The organism is Leisingera sp. NJS204 (assembly GCF_004123675.1).
In the GTDB taxonomy this organism is placed as follows: Bacteria; Pseudomonadota; Alphaproteobacteria; order Rhodobacterales; family Rhodobacteraceae; genus Leisingera.
In genome coordinates, this window is sequence record NZ_CP035417.1 from 1,685,991 (window position 1) to 1,703,334 (window position 17,344).

Annotated in this window: 14 protein-coding genes; 3 read left to right on the forward strand and 11 right to left on the reverse strand. The window is 64.2% G+C overall.

The window, feature by feature from the left end; translation table 11 throughout:
• Positions 1 to 13 precede the first annotated feature (13 nt).
• Positions 14 to 1,066 carry a tRNA 2-selenouridine(34) synthase MnmH gene (mnmH, locus tag ETW24_RS08320; RefSeq protein ID WP_129370595.1) on the forward strand — a complete coding sequence of 351 codons (1,053 nt, stop codon included), beginning with the start codon at positions 14 to 16 and terminating at the stop codon, positions 1,064 to 1,066.
• A gap of 240 nt (positions 1,067 to 1,306) precedes the next feature.
• On the opposite strand, the gene selD is transcribed toward mnmH, so the two are convergent.
• From selD to ETW24_RS08355, 7 genes are read right to left on the reverse strand one after another with little or no spacing between them, the layout of a single operon-like run.
• Positions 1,307 to 3,469 carry a selenide, water dikinase SelD gene (gene selD, locus ETW24_RS08325; protein WP_129370596.1) on the reverse strand — a complete coding sequence of 721 codons (2,163 nt, stop codon included), beginning with the start codon at positions 3,467 to 3,469 and terminating at the stop codon, positions 1,307 to 1,309.
• Between the two features lie 47 nt (positions 3,470 to 3,516).
• A complete protein-coding gene (locus ETW24_RS08330; RefSeq protein ID WP_129370597.1) occupies positions 3,517 to 3,915 on the reverse strand; it encodes a Na+/H+ antiporter subunit G in 399 nt (132 codons plus the stop codon).
• Between the two features lie 9 nt (positions 3,916 to 3,924).
• The gene (locus ETW24_RS08335) at positions 3,925 to 4,194 is read right to left on the reverse strand and encodes a K+/H+ antiporter subunit F (RefSeq protein WP_027259298.1); all 270 of its coding nucleotides are present in this window, start codon (positions 4,192 to 4,194) and stop codon (positions 3,925 to 3,927) included.
• Positions 4,191 to 4,688 carry a Na+/H+ antiporter subunit E gene (locus tag ETW24_RS08340; protein WP_129370598.1) on the reverse strand — a complete coding sequence of 166 codons (498 nt, stop codon included), beginning with the start codon at positions 4,686 to 4,688 and terminating at the stop codon, positions 4,191 to 4,193. Before ETW24_RS08340 ends, ETW24_RS08335 begins: the two co-directional genes overlap by 4 nt.
• Positions 4,685 to 6,223 carry a monovalent cation/H+ antiporter subunit D gene (locus ETW24_RS08345; RefSeq protein WP_129372879.1) on the reverse strand — a complete coding sequence of 513 codons (1,539 nt, stop codon included), beginning with the start codon at positions 6,221 to 6,223 and terminating at the stop codon, positions 4,685 to 4,687. The genes ETW24_RS08340 and ETW24_RS08345 overlap by 4 nt, the downstream gene beginning before the upstream one ends.
• On the reverse strand, positions 6,223 to 6,576 hold the full coding sequence (locus tag ETW24_RS08350; RefSeq protein WP_129370599.1) for a Na+/H+ antiporter subunit C: 354 nt from the start codon (positions 6,574 to 6,576) through the stop codon (positions 6,223 to 6,225). Before ETW24_RS08350 ends, ETW24_RS08345 begins: the two co-directional genes overlap by 1 nt.
• A 2-nt stretch (positions 6,577 to 6,578) precedes the next feature.
• A complete protein-coding gene (locus ETW24_RS08355; RefSeq protein ID WP_129370600.1) occupies positions 6,579 to 9,440 on the reverse strand; it encodes a monovalent cation/H+ antiporter subunit A in 2,862 nt (953 codons plus the stop codon).
• Positions 9,441 to 9,728: 288 nt separating this feature from the next.
• Here ETW24_RS08355 and ETW24_RS08360 point away from each other — a divergent pair, with 288 nt between their 5' ends.
• Both ETW24_RS08360 and ETW24_RS08365 read left to right on the forward strand, forming a co-directional pair.
• Positions 9,729 to 10,205: a rhodanese-like domain-containing protein gene (locus ETW24_RS08360; RefSeq protein ID WP_129370601.1), complete on the forward strand. Its 477-nt coding sequence runs from the start codon at positions 9,729 to 9,731 to the stop codon at positions 10,203 to 10,205.
• Positions 10,205 to 11,041 carry a PHB depolymerase family esterase gene (locus tag ETW24_RS08365; protein WP_368075952.1) on the forward strand — a complete coding sequence of 279 codons (837 nt, stop codon included), beginning with the start codon at positions 10,205 to 10,207 and terminating at the stop codon, positions 11,039 to 11,041. Before ETW24_RS08360 ends, ETW24_RS08365 begins: the two co-directional genes overlap by 1 nt.
• 262 nt (positions 11,042 to 11,303) lie before the next feature.
• Here the strand turns inward: ETW24_RS08365 and mdoH are convergent, their stop codons facing one another.
• Genes mdoH through ETW24_RS08385 form a run of 4 tightly spaced genes read right to left on the reverse strand, consistent with a single transcriptional unit; the run spans position 11,304 to position 17,331 of the window.
• Positions 11,304 to 13,181, reverse strand: coding sequence for a glucans biosynthesis glucosyltransferase MdoH (mdoH, locus tag ETW24_RS08370; RefSeq protein WP_129370603.1), 1,878 nt, complete (start codon positions 13,179 to 13,181; stop codon positions 11,304 to 11,306).
• Entirely contained in the window at positions 13,178 to 14,686 is a 1,509-nt protein-coding gene (locus ETW24_RS08375; RefSeq protein WP_129370604.1) for a glucan biosynthesis protein, read from the reverse strand. Before ETW24_RS08375 ends, mdoH begins: the two co-directional genes overlap by 4 nt.
• Complete coding sequence (locus ETW24_RS08380; protein WP_129370605.1) at positions 14,683 to 15,945, reverse strand: OpgC family protein; 1,263 nt, start codon at positions 15,943 to 15,945, stop codon at positions 14,683 to 14,685. The genes ETW24_RS08375 and ETW24_RS08380 overlap by 4 nt, the downstream gene beginning before the upstream one ends.
• A 24-nt stretch (positions 15,946 to 15,969) precedes the next feature.
• Positions 15,970 to 17,331 (reverse strand): tetratricopeptide repeat protein, encoded by a 1,362-nt coding sequence (locus tag ETW24_RS08385; protein ID WP_129370606.1) that lies wholly within the window; start codon positions 17,329 to 17,331, stop codon positions 15,970 to 15,972.
• Between the last annotated feature and the right edge of the window lie 13 nt (positions 17,332 to 17,344).

A 17,344-nucleotide genomic window follows, 5' to 3' on the forward strand; every position in this document is an offset into this window, starting at 1 on the left:
GTAGGCATGGGCCATGGCGCTGAAATTCACCTCCCTGCAAGACTTCTATGCCCACGGGTTCGACACCGTGATCGATGTGCGCAGCCCGGCGGAATATGCCGAGGACCATGTGCCGGGCGCAATCAGCCTGCCGGTGCTGGACAATGAGGAACGCGCCGAGGTCGGCACCATCTATGTGCAGGACAGCCCGTTCAAGGCGCGCAAGCTGGGCGCGGCGCTGGTGTTCCGCAATGCCGCAAACCACATCGAGCAGCATCTGAGCCACCATGAGGGCGGCTGGAAACCGCTGGTCTATTGCTGGCGCGGCGGTCAGCGGTCGGGGTCCTTCACCTGGATGCTGCAGCAGATCGGCTGGCGCGCCGAGGTGGTGGAGGGCGGCTATCAGACCTACCGCCGTCTGGTGAATATGGCGCTGTATCAGACTGCACTGCCGCATCGGATGGTGGCGCTGGACGGCTATACCGGATCGGCCAAGACCGAAGTGCTGAAGCGGGCCGGTGCTCTGGGCGTGCAGGTGCTGGATCTGGAGGGGCTGGCCAATCACCGCGGCTCGCTCTTGGGGGACATGCCGACGCCGCAGCCGTCGCAGAAGGGGTTTGAATCCGCCCTGGCGGGCGCCTTGATGCGGCTGGACCCCAGCCGCCCGGTGCTGGTGGAGGCGGAATCGAGCAAAGTCGGCCAGCGGATCATTCCGCCTTCGGTCTGGGCGGCAATGAAGCAGGCACCGAGGATTGACCTGCAGGTGCCGGTTGCGGCCCGCTGCCGCTATTTGGTGGCGGCTTATGACGACATCCTGTCAGACGCGGACGGTCTGCGCAAAAAGCTGGCCCCCTTGCGCGCGTATCGCTCAGGCGCGGTTGTTGATGGCTGGTTCACCAGCATTGCCAAGGGCGACAAAGCCGGGCTGACCGAGGCGCTGATGGCCGAACATTATGACCCCGCCTACCGCAAGTCCCGCACGGCTATTGGCGCAGAGGTTGCTGCCACTGTCGACGCAGAGGCGCTGGATGACGCAGGCCTGGATGCCGCAGCGGCGCAGGTGGCGGCGATCATGTCCAGTCTCTGACAAACGATGCTCCCGCCCGTCGCCGGCACATCAAAGATGCCCCGCTCCCGTTGGGCGCGGCGCTGCGCTGGCGCGCAGCGTGCCTGCGCACCCGGCGGCAAAGCCGCCTGCCAGGCAGCGGGACAGGAGTATTTTCACAAAGGTGAAGCACCGGAACAGGGCTTCTTTCTGGTTGAAAATACCCCGGGGTGAATTGGTCCGCAGGGCCAAGAGGGGCTGGCCCCTGTTCGCCAGGCGCCGCTAGGCACTGAGGGTGATGGCGCCGGGGCTTGACGTTACCTTGCCGATGCGCAGTGCCGGGTATCCGGCTGCGCGCAGCCGGTTCAGCAAATCATCAGCCTGATCCGCGGCGACCGCTGCCAGCAGGCCGCCCGCGGTTTGAGGGTCGAACAGCAGGTCCTGCCAGCCAGTGGTTTTCAGTTCCGGTACAGCGGCTTGATTGGCGGGAAACAGCGACGAGCGGATGCCGCGGTCCGCCAGTTCAGCGGCGCCCTGCATCAGGGGGATCTTACTGGTGAAGATTTCTGCGCCCGCGCCGGAGGCCTCGCAGATGCCAAGCAGATGGCCAGTCAGGCCAAAGCCGGTCACGTCGGTCATTGCGCGGGCGTCTTGCAGGATGCGGGCGGCTTTGCCCTGCGGCTGGCTCATCTGTGCCAGCGCGGCGGCGACCCATTCCCCCTTGGCCAGGCCCGCCATTTCCGCGGCCATCAGCACGCCGGAGCCGATGGGTTTGGTCAGGATCAGCGCGTCGCCCGGTTTGGCACCCGCCAGGGTGATGGCAGGGCGGGGGCAGAGGCCGGTGACGGTGAACCCGATGGTCAGCTCATCCCCCAGCGAGGTATGGCCGCCGATTATGGCGGCGCCGGCCTGCTGCATGACGTCCGAGGCGGCATCCATGATCTCCTGCAGGGTCCGGGCCTGCAGGCCTGGTGACATCCGCGGCAGGATCAGGTTGGCGGTGGCGGCCTGCGGGTCTGCCCCCATCGCCCAGATGTCGCCAAGCGCGTGCACGGCTGCGATGCGGGTCATCAGGACCGGGTCGCTGGTGAAGCTGCGCAAATGGTCGGTGCTGATCACCTGATTGACGCCGCCGGTGGTCAGAAGTGCGGCGTCGTCGCCGGGCAGCGGGGTGATGTCTTTGCGGTCCGCAGGCGCAAGTCCTGCGAGCGCGCCAAGCAGCGCGTCGCGGCCGACCTTGGCGCCGCAGCCGCCGCACATGGGCTTGTCGCCAAGTGCGGCCTCCATGCCCAGTGTGTGTTCGGCCGGAAGGGGCGGCGCGTCCATTGCAGGCAGGTCACGGAACTTCTCCATGAAGGCCTGGTCGATGCGGTCTTTCCAGGTCCACATCAGGGGGCCGGCCAGGGTGGTGCCGAAGCGTTCGCCAAGCGCCTCCCTGGCGCCCATGGAGATGAGTTTCAGGTAGTCCTTTTGCGGGCGGTACTTGCGCAATGGATCGCCGGTCAGGGTGCTGCGCAGGTTGTGATAGAGCACCGGCGCCTGGCGCACTGCGTAAACGCCGGCCTTGGGACGCGGGGCGAAGTCCATTTGGGCGCAGTCGCCGGCGGCAAAGACGTTGGCGGCGGAGCTTTGCAGGGTGTCACTGACCCGGATGAAGCCGTCCTGCAGGTCCAGGCCGCTGTCTGCGAGCCAGCCATAAGGGCGGGCGCCGGCGGCACCGGTGGTAAAGTCCGACAGGATCTCGCGCCCGTCTTCCAGCACGATATAGCCGTCATGGATGCGCTCGATTTTCGCGTTCTCCTCCAGCCGGACGCCCTGTTCGACCAAAGCGCGGCGGAGTGTCTGGCGGGCCTTTTTGCCAATCGCGCGTAAGGCCTGGCCGCTGTCGATCAGGGTTGCCTGCGCCAGCCGGCCGCGGGATCTGAGAGCAAAGGCCATCGCCAGGATCAGCTCTGCCCCCGCCACGCCGCCGCCGATCACGGCGACATGGGCGGGGGTGTCACCGTCGCGGAACGCGTCCCATCGGGCGGCGAAACGTCCCAGCGGCTTGGCTGGGATCCCGTAGCCGGCAAAGCCCGGCAGGTCCGGCATGGCAGAGGTGATGCCGACATCAACCGAGGCCACGTCATAGGCGATGGGCGGGCGGCCCGGCACATGCACCAGCCGGGCTGCGGTATCGATATGATCCGCCGCGCCCAGCACCACGCGGGCGCCGGCAAACCGGGCCAGACGCACCAGATCGATGTCCAGTTCGTCACGCACGTAATGTCCGGCCACAAATCCCGGCAGCATGCCGGAGTAGGGCGCAGCGGGGCCGGGGTTGATCACCGTCAGACGGGCGCCGGGCAGGGGCCGCATGCCCCATTTGCGCAGCACCAGCGCGTGGGTGTGGCCGCCGCCGACCAGCACCAGATCGCGGGTCAGGGGAAGTCGCGAAGAATCCATATCTTGTCCAGCCTTTGCAGCGGGCCGGAACGCACATCAATCTGCCCTTACCGGGGCGTTTCCGTGCGGCCGGCGTTTTTGCGTTCCTCGTCCTCTGGCGTGTCATGGGTGGCCCAATGGTCATCCTCGCCCGCCGAGGGCATGGTGTCGCGGCTCTCTTGCCGGTGGATATGCACCTTGGCAATGAAATTGGCGGTGATCGGCGCAGTCAGGAACAGGAACAAAGTGATCATCAGCTCATGCACCGAGAAGTATTTCTCAAACGCTGCCGCATGCAGCATCGAGGCCAGCAGCACGCCGCCGACGCCCAGGGTGGTGGCCTTGGTCGGGGCGTGCAGGCGCGACATCGGATCGTTGAGCTTGAGCAGCCCGAAAGAGCCGACAAAACCGAAGACCCCGGCGATCACCAGAAAAGCGGCAACGAGGAATTCAAACAGGCTTTCCATGTCTCACCCTCACTCGATGATATTGCCGCGCAGGATAAAGCGCGCGTAGGCCACGGTGGAGACAAAGCCAAGCATGGCGATGATCATGGCGGCCTCAAAGAAAATCTCGCTCCCCAGCGCCATTCCGTAGAGCACCATCAGTGCGATGGCGTTGATGAACATGGTGTCCAGCGCCAGGATGCGGTCGGCCACGTCCGGCGCGGTGACGACCTTCCACAGGTTCATCAGCATCGCCAGGGCAAAGCAGGCAAAGGCAAAGGTGGCAGCACTTTCGATCATTCGAAAATCTCCATCAGCCGGCGCTCGTAGCGCTGTTTGATCTCGTCCCGCACCGCGTCCGGGTTGGGAGCATCCAGGCAGTGGACCAAGAGGGCGTGGCCCTCGTCCGAGACATCCGCCGACAGGGTGCCCGGCGTCATGGTGATGGTGCCTGCAAGGGCGGTGATTGCCTCGGGTGTTTTCAGGTCCAGCGGGACGGTGATCCAGTTGGGGCGGCGGTCTGCATTGGGTTTGAACAGCACGATGCGGGCCACGATGATATTGGCCTGCACAATGTCCAGCAGCACCACCAGGATGTATTCCGCGATCTTCAGCGGGCGGCGCAGCTTGGGCCGGTTGGGCCAGTAGGGCTGGGTCACAAACGGGATCAGCACGCCCAGCAGAAGGCCAAAGACCAGCGAATTCAGCGACCAGCCATTGACCAGCAAGAGCCAGGTGACGGTCAGCAGAAGCGTGAGCAGGGGGTGCGGGAACAGCCGCCGGATCAGTTTCATTCTGCCGTCCTCCCCAGCACGGTGTCGATATAGGCTGTTGGCGTAAAGAGCTGGGCTGCCGTTGCCTCGGCATAGCGGGTGGCGGGGCCTGCGAATACGGTAAGGGCAATGAGCCCGCCCAGCAGGCCGAAACAGGCGACAAAGGGCAGCTGCGCCGGTCTTGCGGCCAGGTTATCCAGTGGCGGTTCGGCGCTGGTATCAATGTCCTGCGGCGGCAGGCCGTGGCCTTTCCAGAACAGCAGCGAGCCGGCGCGGGCCATGCCGATAATGGTGATCAGCGACCCCATCAGGATCACGGCCCAGATCCACGGCGCCAGATCCACGCCGCGGGTGGCGTCCAGCACCAGCAGTTTACCAAGGAAACCCGACAGCGGCGGCATGCCCGCAAGCGCGATGGCGGCGGCAAAGAACAGCGCCGAGATCAGCCCGGTCTGCGGCATCGGCAGCTGCGGCAGGATCCATTGGCCCTGCCGTTCCATCACCAGATCAGCAACCAGGAACAAGAGCGCCGCAGCCAGGGTGGAATGCACCAGATAGTACAGCGCCGCTGCCGCGGCGGTCTGGGTGAACAGCGAAATGGCGATCAGCAGCGTGCCCATCGAGGCGATGGCGCCAAAGGCCGCCAGCCGGCCCAGCTTCTTGGAGCCGAGAACACCGATGGCGCCGGCGCCAAGGGTCAGCAGGGCGGCGGGCAGCAGCCAGGACTCGGTCAGGCCGGCGGTGGCCTGAACCTCGGGGCCGAAAATCAGCGTGTACATACGCAGGATCGAATAGGCGCCGACCTTGGTCATGATGGCAAACAGGGCCGCCACCGGCATCGGCGCATTGGCATAGGCCGAGGGCAGCCAGAAATGCAGCGGCAGCAGCGACGCCTTGATGGCAAAGACCAGCAGCAGCATCACAGCACCAACGCGCAGCAGGGCGGTATCCTCAGCCGGGATCTGGGCGACCTTTACGGCGAGGTCGGCCATGTTCAGGGTGCCGGTCACCGAATACAGCGTGCCAAGCGCAAACAGGAACAGGGTGGAGCCAAGCAGGTTGAACACCACATACTGCACCCCGGCCTGAAACCGCCGGGTGCCGCCGGAGTGGATCATCAGGCCATAGGAGGCGATCAGCAGCACCTCGAAGAACACAAACAGGTTGAAGGCGTCGCCGGTCAGGAATGCGCCCATGATGCCCATCAGCTGGAATTGGAACAGCGCGTGGAAGTTGGCTCCGCGGGTGTCCCAGCCGGAGCCGATGGCATAGAGCAGGACCGGCAGCGCCAGCAGTGAGGTCAGCACGATCATCATTGCCGACAGCCGGTCCAGCACCAGCACAATGCCAAAGGGCGCTGGCCAGTCGCCCAGCTCATAGACCTTGACGGTGCCGTCCAATGTCTGGGCGGCCAGGGTCAGCGACACGGCGGCCAGCAGCACCACGCTGGCCAGCGAAAAGATCCGCTGCAGGTCCAGATGGTGGCGCACCGCCATGATGATGAACGGCGCCACCAGGGCAGGCAGCACCACCGGCGCAATCAGAAGATGGTCGATCATGCGTCGTCTCCTGCGCCTTCGGGTTCAACCGGCATGGCGGTGCTGTCATCACGGGACGACAGATAGGCCCCCAGCGCGATCATTACCACAACGGCTGTCATGCCGAAGGAGATCACGATGGCGGTCAGCACCAGCGCCTGCGGCAGCGGATCGGTATAGGCGACCTCCTCGTATTTGTTGAGGATCGGCGGCGCGCCGGTTGCCAGCCGCCCGGTGGCGAACAGGAAGACATTGACCGCATAAGTGATCAGCGACAGGCCCAGGATCACCGGGAAGCTGCGGCGGCGCAGGATCAGGTAGATGCCGGCCGCGGTCAGGATGCCGACGGCAGAGGCGACGAGAAGTTCCATATCTATCCCTCCGTCCCGGTCTTGTCCGCGTCATCGCGCGCCGGGTTGATGTCCATCGCGTGTTCCGTGCTCATCCCTGGCTGCCAGGCAAAGCGCGACAGGCTTTCCAGTGCCAGCAGCACCGCGCCAACCACCGCCAGGAAGACGCCCAGGTCGAACAGGGCGGCTGTGGCCCATTCGAATTCCTCCAGCGGCGGCCAGTGCAGGTAGCCGAAATCGCTGGTCAGGAAGGGCATGCCGTTGAACCAGGCGCCCATGCCGGTGGCGGCGGCAATCAGCACACCCGAACCGATGATGGCGTGATAGGGATAGCGCTGGCGTTCAGTGGCCCAGGCAAAGCCCGACGCCATATACTGCATGATGATCGCAATTGCCGCGATCAGCCCGGCGATAAAGCCGCCGCCCGGCAGGTTGTGGCCGCGGAAAAAGATATAGGCCGCCACCATCAGCGCCAGCGGCATTATCACCCGCGTTGCCACCACCATCATCAGCGGATGCGCGTCGCCGGCCTGCGGCAGGTCGGGCTTGCGGTTCAGAAGATGGGCGCGCACACGGCTGTTCAAAACCGCTTCGGTCAGGGCAAAGATCACCATGGCGGCGATGCCCAGCACGATGATCTCGCCAAAGGTGTCATAGCCGCGGAAATCGACCAGGATCACGTTCACCACATTGGTTCCGCCGCCGCCCTTGTAGGAATTGGCGAGGTGGAAATCCGAAATGGTCGGAAAGGCAAAATCGCGCATCAAGAGCGCATAGATCAGCCCGCCGGCACCCAGCCCGGCGACCACAGATATCGCACCATCGCGGATGCGGGTCAGGGCCGGGGTTTCAACCGGGGTTTCCTTGGGCATGAAATTCAGCGCCAGCAGCATCAGGATGATCGTCACCACCTCGACCGAAATCTGGGTCAGTGCCAGATCAGGCGCCGAGAGGTAATTGAACGACATTGAGACAACCAGACCCACAACGCCGATCAGCACCAGCGACAACAGGCGGTTGCGGTGTTTGGCGACGATGAACAGCGTCGCCACAACCAGCGCGAACCAGCCGAGCACGGGCAGCAGGCCCGGCTTCTGCAGCTCACGCGTGGCCGCACCCAGTGTGCCGCCCTGATAGGCGTAAAAGGCGATGGCAACAGTAAAGGTGACCATGACTGCGGCATAGCGGGTCAGGTTGCCATTGTGCAGCCCTTCGGTCACGCCTTGGCCCAGGCGGGTAAAGGCATCGATAAGGGCGTCGAAAATGACCTTGGCCTCGGGGCGGGGCAGGGCGTTCCAGATCCGCTCCAGCGGCCTGTGCAGCGCCAGCAGCACCGCGCCGCCCAGCACGGCAAAAAGGGACATGTACAGCGCCGGAGTCAGCCCGTGCCACAGTTTGAGCGAGTAATAGGGCAGTTTCTCGCCGCCGATCACCGCGCTGGCGGCAGTGGCGACCATCGGACCTGCGATCTTGGCCGAAGCCAGGCCGATCAGCACTACCAGCACCACCAGAAAGGCAGGCCCCATCCACATGCCGGAGTTGGGGTCATGCGGGTGTGCGGGATAGTCGTCGCGCTTGGGGCCGAAGAAGACATGCGCAATGAAGCGGAAGGAATAGGCGGCAGAGAACAGCGCCGCCACGGAGGCCAGCGCAGGGATCACCAGATGCGAGCCGTTCCAGACGGTATGGGCGGCTTCCTCGAGCATCATTTCCTTGGACAGGAAACCGTTCAAGGGCGGGATGCCGGCCATCGACAGCGCCGCGACCATGCCGATGGTGAAGGTGACCGGCATCAGATGCCGCAATCCGCCAAGGCGTTTGATGTCGCGGGTGCCGGCCTCGTGATCGACAATGCCCGCGGTCATGAACAGCGCCGCCTTGAAGGTGGCGTGGTTGATGATGTGGAACACGGCCGCCACTGCGGCGATCTTGGTGCCAAAGCCCAAGAGCATGGTGATCAGGCCCAGGTGGCTGACGGTGGAGAACGCCAATAGCGCCTTGAGGTCATCCTTGAACAGCGCAATCACCGCGCCCAGCAGCATGGTGACAAGGCCGGTGGTGGCAACGATATAGAACCATTCCGGCGTGCCGGCGAGGACGGGCCACATGCGGGCCATCAGAAACAGCCCGGCCTTCACCATGGTGGCAGAGTGCAAATAGGCCGAGACGGGCGTGGGTGCTGCCATCGCATGCGGCAGCCAGAAATGGAACGGGAACTGCGCCGATTTGGTGAAGGCGCCCAGCAGGATCAGGATCAGCGCGGGCAGATACAGCGGCGAGGATTGAATGGCGTCTTTGTTTTGCAGAATGACGCTCAGGTCATAAGAACCTGCGATATGGCCCAGGATCAGCATGCCCGCAATCATCGCCAGCCCGCCGGAGCCGGTGACTGTCAGCGCCATCCGCGCGCCCTGGCGGCCTTCGGGCAGGTGTTTCCAATAGCCAATGAGCAGGAAGGAGCTGAGCGAGGTCAGCTCCCAGAACACCAGCAAAAGCAGAATGTTATCGGACAGAACGATACCAACCATCGCGCCCTGGAACAGCAGCAGATAGCTGTAGAACTGGCCCATCGGGTCTTCGCGCGACAGGTAGAACCGGGCGTAAAGGATGATCAGCAGGCCGATGCCCAGGATCATTGCCGCAAACAGGAAGCCCAGCCCGTCAAGAAAGAAATTGGCATTCAGCCCCAGTGCGGGCAGCCAGCTGGCAGAGGCATGAATGGTTTCGCCGCGGAACACGGCCGGGATATGCAGCATCAGCCCGATGAAGGCGAGCAGGGTGGTAAGCCCGGCGGCTGAGGCTGCCGCATTGCGTCCCGCGCGGATCAAAAGCGCTGGGAAGACGGCTCCGAGAAAGGGCAGGGCCGCAATCAGGAATAGGGACACGTGCAGGTCTCCTGTCGGGTTGGCGCGTCGTTTTTGGACCAGTGCTAAGCAATTTTCTTGCCCAGAACCACCCCCGCCGGCCCGGATGCGGTAATAATGACGCAGCCAGAGACGGGAATCTTACGCTCGTTAGGGCCATAATTGGGCAGTGTCCGTCCAATAACAAGAACTTGACCGGCGGTATTGGCCTGTTTCTGGTGATTGCGGCCTCATGGCCTGCTAGGTCTTGGGGCTAGGGCCCGGGTCCGGGCAGTCAGCGGGCGGTCGGATTGAAAGGAAAGCGGCGGGATGGCGGCGCAGGAAAACACAGGTAAACGCGGAGTGTCCCGCCGGCTGGCGCTGCTCGGCGGTATTGCAGCGGCGGCTGGTGCGGGGATCTGGTGGCAACGCAGGCAGCCTCCGGACCATGATCACCCGCGGCTGACCGTAGCCGAGGCCTTTGCCCAGGCGCAGGCCGGGGAGATTACCTTGGTGGATATCCGCACGCCGCAGGAATGGCGCGCCTCGGGGGTGCCGGTGGGCAGCCTTCAGATCGACATGCGCCGCGACGACTTTATCGCAGCCCTGCAAACCGCGGCGGGGCCGGACCGTGCTTTGCCTGTGGCGCTGATCTGCGCCCGTGGCGTGCGGTCGGCCCGGCTGACGCTGGCTCTGGCGCGGGCGGGATTCAGCAATGTGTTTGACGTGCCCGAAGGCATGCTGGGATCCGGTGCAGGACCAGGCTGGATTGCCGCCAATCTGCCGGTGGCGCGATGGGAGGGATGATGAAGACTTGGAAAACAGGCGCAGCCGCAGCGCTGCTGTCTGCGGCGTGGGGCGGCGCGGCAGTTGCTGCCTGCGGTTCAGAGGCCGGCGCTTGTGAGGTTGCGGATGGCGCGTATCACATCGCGCTGCCCGCTGATGCGAACACCCCGCCGCCTGTGGTGATGTTCTTGCATGGCTACGGCGGCAGCGGCGCGCAGGTGATGCGCAACAGGGCGCTGTCCGAAGGGCTGACTGCGCGCGGCTATGCGGTGATTGCACCTGAGGGGCGCAAACGCGGCGGCAGCGGTCCGCAGTCCTGGGGCTTCGGGCCGTTCACCGAAGGCCGGGATGAGGGAGCGTTTTTTGCGTCTGTGCTGACAGATGCCTCGGAACGGTTTGGCACATCCTCTGCGCAGACGGTTCTCGCAGGGTTCTCAGCGGGTGCCTTTATGGTGCATTACCTGGCCTGCAGCGATCCGGCAGCCTTTGCTGCTTATGCGCCGGTCTCCGGTGCATTCTGGCGGCCGCAGCCTGAGACCTGCGAGGGGCCGGTGCGCCTGTTGCAAACCCACGGCTGGCGCGATGAGGTGGTGCCGCTGGAGGGGCGTATCCTTGGCGGCGGGCGCTGGGAGCAGGGCGATGTCTTTGCCGGGCTTGAGGTTTGGCGCGAGGCGAACGGCTGCGCGTCGCACGCGCCGGTCAAGGCTTGGAGCGCGGACAGCCTGATGCACCGCCGCTGGGATTGCGGGCCGGGGGCGGAGATCGAACTGGTGTTGTTTGACGGCGGCCATACTGTGCCCGAAACCTGGGCGGGCTTGATGGCCGAATGGTTCGAAGATGAACCGGCAGTGCGCTGACGCTTGGGGGCTGTAACGAACGGAGCGCTCCCGCCCCTGTAATCGAAATCAAAGATTTCCATCAAAGCGTTGGGCCAGGCAGCGCGCCCTGCGGGCGCGCTGCTGTTGCATGCCGCCGCGAGGCCGGCATTTTTGAGGATAGCGGCGGGTACTTGCGCAACCGCGCCGCGCGCCGGCGCGGCGCTTGGCCCAAGACCGTCAAGGGTGTCCCGGCGCAGCCGGGGATCCTTCGGTGGCGGGAGCGCCCCGCTGACGTGCGGGTTTATTCCGCCGGAGTACCGCGGGCGGTGCTGCCTTCCAGCAGGGCCTTCAGGTCAGCCCGCGCAACGCGGGCGGCACGGGTGATCTGGGGTTCGGTGAATTCCTCGCGCGTGGCCATCCAGTTGCGGATGCGGTTCACGGTCTTCACCCCGGACAGTGCCGACAGCGGCACTGCCAGCACCAGCGACAGCGCAATCGGCGCCAGCCACAGCGATACGGTGCCGCTGAGGATCCCGGCCCAGAGCGCCAACCCGCTGACGGTTTCCAGCGCATGGCAGGTGATCAGCGTGCGCAATGAATAGCTGCCGCCGTCGCGGGCCTGCGGTTCCCAGCCGCGCTGCAAGCCTAAGGCGGTACGGAACACCGCGATCATCTGCTGTACCATCAGGATCGGCGCATAGAGGATTGCCAGCAGGACCTCGGAGACAAAGGACAGCGCAAAATGCACTGGACCGCCGTATTCCGAGAACCGGCTGCCGGTCAGCGGCAGCGCCGTTGCGGCCAGCATCTTGGGCGCCAGCAGCATCGCGTAGATCAGAATGATCACCAGCACGTGTTTGGGTTCCGACATATCCGGCCAGCTGGGGCGGAACGGGTTGGCCTCGCTGAAGTAGCTGATCACCGAGGCCTCGTCGCTGCGGCCGATAATGGCCCAGAGCACCAGCAGCGCAAACCACACCGGTGCCATCAGATAGCCGATGGCGCCGGCAAACAGGTGAAAGCGCGAGATCGCCCGGAAACCCTTGGCGTGCAGCAGGTTCAGGTGCTGCAGGTTGCCCTGGCACCAGCGGCGGTCGCGCAGGATGTGGTCGATCAGGGTGGCCGGGGTTTCCTCGTATGATCCGCGGATGCGGGGCAGAAAACGCACCGACCAGCCCGCGCGGCGCAACAGGCCTGCCTCGACAAAATCATGGCTCATGATCAGCTTGTCGCCGCCGCCAAAGCGCGAACGCAGCAGCGGCAAGCCGGCGCAGGCGGCAAAGGCGCGGGTGCGTATGATCGCGTTATGGCCCCAATAGTTGCCCTCGTGACCTGCCCAGCGGGCCAGCCCTTCGGCCAGGGCGAGGCCATAGACACCATTGGCGAACTGTTGCATGCGGCCAAAGACCGACTGGGCGCCGATCAGCTGCGGGTAGCTTTGGATCAGGCCGGCGCCGGGATCGCGGGCCAGGGCATCGGCCAGCCGGGCAATGGCGCGGCCGGTCATCAGGCTGTCGGCGTCCAGCACCAGCATCGCCTCGTAATCAGCGCCCCAGCGGCGCACCCAGTCAGAAATATTGCCGACCTTGCGGCCCTCATTGTCGGCGCGGCGGCGGTAATACAGTTCAGTGCCTTCCGGCAGCATGCTGCGCAGCGCCTCGACACTGGCGCGCTCCTGTGCGGCAATGGCGTCGTTGCGGGTGTCGGACAGGATGAACATCGCATATTCATGCTGACCGCCGCGGCCATGAAGTTCCTGCAGCATGGTCTGGGCGTTGCCCAGCACGTACCACGGCACCTCGTTGTAGACCGGCATCAAGAGCGCCACCTTCATCGGGCGGGCCGCGCCGCGGGCCACGGTCTTTTCCCGGCGGGACAGACCGTAAAGGCCCAGCAACACGGTCGAGACGGTAAAGGCGATCCAGAAGAAGTTGAAGGCGATCAGCGCCAGCAGGATCAGCTCCAGCAGCGAAAACCCGTCAGCCGTAAACCAGCCCCGCATCACCCAGGTCAGAACGCCGGTTGCCAGCATTGCCGGCGAGAAGGCCAGAAGCCGCCACAACGCCACCTGGCGCGGCGCGGCACCGCCGGGGGCTTCGGCATCGTGAAAGTCCTTGCTGAAATCCTGTTCCGGCATCGCCAGCGGCTGTTCCGGGGGCATCAGATCACATGCAGTCATGCGGTCCACCTGTATAGCCAGACCTCGGAAGCGGCATTGCCGTCCTTCCTGAGCTGGGCGCGCAGTTCAACGTGATCCCGCTCACCGGGATCAAAATAGAAGGCCAGCCGCAGACCGCCGGTTTCGGGGTTGTGCTGCAGCACGCCTTCGCTGGTCGCCACATGGGGAGAGTGGATATGGACGTCAAGAGTGTCCGGGCCGCCGTCAAACAACGGGTGGGCATCGAAATCGATGGTCATGATCCGGCCTGGCCCGCCAAAGATCCGTGCGCCCTCGGCGGTGTCGATCACCCGCGGCATCGATAGCACCGGCTCTTCGCCCCAGGTGAGACGGTAATTCAGGTTCACCTCGGATCCGGCGGCATAGGGCTCGCGCGGGCGCCAGTAGGCGACGATATTGTCGTAGATTTCCTTGTCCGCCGGGATCTCAACCAGGGTGACGGCGCCTTTGCCCCAGTCTTCCTTGGGTTCGACCCACAGGCAGGGGCGGTTGTGATAAAAGGCTTCCAGGTCGTTGAACTCCGACAATCTGCGCGGGCGCTGCATCAGGCCAAAGCCTTGCGGGTTTTCATCGACAAAGGACGAGACCTGCAGACGGGTCGGATTGGCCAGCGGCCGCCACAGAGTCTCGCCATTGCCATTCAGCACCAGCAGCCCGTCGCTGTCATGCACCGCCGGGCGGAAATCATCGAAACGATTGCGGTTGGTGGCGTCGAACAGGAACATCGAGGTGAGCGGCGCAAGGCCTGCGTGGCTCAGCTCCTCGCGGGCGAACAGGGTTGCCTCCACATCCATCACCGCGCTGCTGCCGGGGGTGATGGTGAACCGGTAGGCGCCGGTCACGGAGGGCGAATCCATCAGCGCATGCACCACCATCGAGCGCTGGCCGGGGGCAGGGGCCTCAAGCCAGAACTCGGTGAATTCGGGGAATTCCTCACCCTCGGGATCGGCGGTTTTCAGCGCCAGGCCGCGGGCCGAGAGCCCATAGGCGTTGCCGGTGCCGATGGCGCGGAAATAGCTGGCGCCCTGAAAGACGCAGAATTCGGTTTTCTGGCCGGGTTCGGCCTGCTCGGTGCGCAGGCGCAGGCCGGAATAGCCCAGATCACCCTCGGTCGTCAGATCCGGCGCCTTGTCGTTTTTGTCAAACAGCGACAGGTCAAAGCCGATCCGCTCAGCCATGCCGTTTGCCACCGTGTTCACCTGAACGGCGCGCGGGAAATAAAGGCCGGGCAGGAAGAAATCGACGTTATAGCTGCGGTCGGTCCCCGCCCACAGCGCGTCCTTGGTGCGGAACCAGCGGGATTTATAATCGTCATATGACTGGTCCAGCCAATCCTGCGGCACCATCGGGCGCTCAGCAAAGGGTTTGGCGGCCAGTGCACGGGCCTTGGCCACGACAACATCGCGGGTAAAGGGCATGGCCTCGCGTGCCACAGACGGCAATGCGGCAAGCGCGGTGCTGCCAAGTGCGGCAGCCAGAAAGGAACGTCGGGTGAAAGAGCTCATTTCTTGGCTCTCCATGGCTGGGACTTGAACCAGGCAGCGCCGTAAGCGCAACCAATGATTAGGAAAAAACCAAACAGATTGGCGAATGCCGTGGTCATAACCGCGCGGTCCGTATGGTCAAGCGCAAAGCCGATGAAACGCGCCAGTGCCATCGAGAATACAAACACCGCAAGCGATTGCTGGCCGACTTTGGTGATGACCTGCAGCAGAACCGCCCAGATCCGCGCAGCAGCGGAACTGCCGTTGGCGATCAGCCGTTTGCCGCCTTCGCCTGCAGCGACCCAGCCCAGATAGGCCAGCGCCAGGAAATGGGCATAGCGCAGCAGGCCAAAGTCGGTTTTCTCGCGCCATTCGCCGATGGCATCGCGGCCCGGCTTGATCAGGTCGGCCAATTCGGGGCTGGCGGATTTGACCCAGGTGAAGACTTTCCACGAGCCATAAGGCGCCGACAGGATCAGAAAGGCAGCGGCCAGCACGATCAGCACTTTGGACACCGGCGGCTTCGGCAGCCAGCCTTTCATAAAGGCAAAACCAGTGAAAAACAGCAGCTGCCAGCCGAAGGGATTAAAGAACCATTCGCGTTCCGACCAGGGTTCTGCGGGCAGCGACACACCATCAGGGCCCAGACCGATCATATAGGGGTTGGCGGTCAGCCAGATCAGCACCGATACAGCGGCCACAGCCCAAAGACCGATCTTTTCCAGACCCATCATCACCGGCATCAGCATCAGAACCACCAGATACATCGGCAGGATGTCAAAGTAGTTCGGCACATAGGTGAGGGTGAACAGACCGACCAGCTGGGTCATCGGATCCTTGAAGAAATGGCCAAGATTCAGAGAGTTCACATAGCTCTTCTCGAACCCGCCATAGAGGTCGATGGCAGCCATGGAGACGGCAATGAACACAAACAGGCCGATATGCGCCCAGAACACCTGCCAGCAGCGAAATGCAACGCGGGCGGTGCCCAGCCACCAGCCTTGTTTGGCGAAAGAGCCGCCAAAGGCAATGGCCGAGGCCATGCCGGAGCAGAATACAAAGATCTCGGTTGCGTCCGAGAACCCGAAACGGGCCGGAATCCAGCCGGTCCAGCGGTTGCCCGGGATGTGGGCGGCCAGGATGATGAACATGGCAATGCCACGGTAGAAGTCGAGCCGCGGGTCGCGCACACGCGGCTGTGCCGCTTGCGGCGGGGGGGCTGCGCGGTTGGCGACGCCGGGATCGTTCTGAGGCCCGGGGAAGGGCGCAACGCTGGACATTTGTGTTTTTGGTCCTTGAAGGTCTTATTCAGCAGGAACGCTAGCAGCACCGGGAGAGTTCCGGCCTTCGGCGATCAGGGTGCGGCGGGCAAGCGCGTAATTGTCCTCGGCGCCGCCGCGCTTGGCACGGCGGTCATCCAGGATTGCCTCGACCGCGTCAAGCTGGCCTGAGCGGATTCCCGCGTCTATGGTAATGCGTTCAAAAACATCGCGTTGCGCGTGGCTGCCGCCGGCCAGCTGCATGCTGCCGCGGGCGGACGCAAGATGGCTGAAGGCGGATTTGTAATTGCCGTCGCCAAAGGCTTCCAGCCCGTCAGCCGCAGCGCAGCCCGGATCACCCATGCGGGCGCAGGCTTCGGAGCCGCCCTGTTTGGCGTCGGCATGAATGCGCTGAACCAGCTTGCGGGCGTCTTCCTTGCGGTGGCCGGTGAGGGCCAGCAGGTAATGCAGGTCTGCGAAAATCAAGCTGCCGTCCTCGGTCCGGTTGGCGCAAAGGTCCGACAATTCTTCCCAGCGGCTGCCGGCATCGACGCCTTCCAGCTCCAGCCGCACCAGCAATGAGGTGGCGTTGGAGATGTCGCGGTAATCGTCGGTTTTGTCCTTGCGCACCTCGGTGTCGTACAGCGCAAGTGCTTCGTCCATCTGGCCCAGGTCCAGATGCATCAGCGCCTTGTGCCACCAGACGTGATAGCGGAAGTTGTTGCAATGGGCCCAGGCCTCTTCGCGGCCGTGCAGCCATTCCAGCCCCGACTTGGCATTGCCGGTCATGTCATGCACATGCGCCACCGCATGCAGGCCCCAGGCATCATCCGGCGCCATCCACAGCGCCTGGCGGCCGGCATTGGCCGCGCGTTCAAACTCGCCGGTTTCCTCCAGCGCAAAGGAGTGGCAGCCCAAAAGATAACCGCGGCCCGCGTGGTCGGGCGCATAGGCCGGCATCACCCGTTCAACGGATGCGCGCATGCCTTTGGGGTCGCCAAGGATAAAGCGGATGCCATGGCTGAGCTTCATTGCCAGGGTGTCCTGCGGGAAGATGTCCAGCACCTCTTCCATCCGGCGGATGGCCTGGCTGGGGCGGCCGGCCAGCCAGTTTTCCAGCGCATCGACATATTTGCGTTCCCGCGGCAGGGCACCTTCGTACTGCGCCTTGGCATCGCGCAGGGCGTCCTGCGCTGTGGGAAGCAGCTCCCGGCGGCCCAGCATCAATAGGGACAATCCTTTGATGGCATGGGCCAGGGCAAACTCCGGCGCCGATTTCAGCACCGCGCCCAGGTGATCGGCGGTTACTGCGGCATGCGCCAGAACGCCCATCTGCACGGCATTCCAATCCCGCAGCGCCGCTGCATCGGTCAGGCTGCTGTCTTGGCCGAAAATATCATGCATCATAGGAGTCCAATCT

Coding starts and splice junctions, on each gene's coding strand:
- mnmH (WP_129370595.1), top strand. CDS start 14: ATGGCGCTGAAATTCACCTCCCTGCAAGACTTCTATGCCCACGGGTTC.
- selD (WP_129370596.1), bottom strand. CDS start 3,469: ATGGATTCTTCGCGACTTCCCCTGACCCGCGATCTGGTGCTGGTCGGC.
- ETW24_RS08330 (WP_129370597.1), bottom strand. CDS start 3,915: ATGGAAAGCCTGTTTGAATTCCTCGTTGCCGCTTTTCTGGTGATCGCC.
- ETW24_RS08335 (WP_027259298.1), bottom strand. CDS start 4,194: ATGATCGAAAGTGCTGCCACCTTTGCCTTTGCCTGCTTTGCCCTGGCG.
- ETW24_RS08340 (WP_129370598.1), bottom strand. CDS start 4,688: ATGAAACTGATCCGGCGGCTGTTCCCGCACCCCCTGCTCACGCTTCTG.
- ETW24_RS08350 (WP_129370599.1), bottom strand. CDS start 6,576: ATGGAACTTCTCGTCGCCTCTGCCGTCGGCATCCTGACCGCGGCCGGC.
- ETW24_RS08360 (WP_129370601.1), top strand. CDS start 9,729: ATGGCGGCGCAGGAAAACACAGGTAAACGCGGAGTGTCCCGCCGGCTG.
- ETW24_RS08365 (WP_368075952.1), top strand. CDS start 10,205: ATGAAGACTTGGAAAACAGGCGCAGCCGCAGCGCTGCTGTCTGCGGCG.
- mdoH (WP_129370603.1), bottom strand. CDS start 13,181: ATGACTGCATGTGATCTGATGCCCCCGGAACAGCCGCTGGCGATGCCG.
- ETW24_RS08375 (WP_129370604.1), bottom strand. CDS start 14,686: ATGAGCTCTTTCACCCGACGTTCCTTTCTGGCTGCCGCACTTGGCAGC.
- ETW24_RS08380 (WP_129370605.1), bottom strand. CDS start 15,945: ATGTCCAGCGTTGCGCCCTTCCCCGGGCCTCAGAACGATCCCGGCGTC.
- ETW24_RS08385 (WP_129370606.1), bottom strand. CDS start 17,331: ATGATGCATGATATTTTCGGCCAAGACAGCAGCCTGACCGATGCAGCG.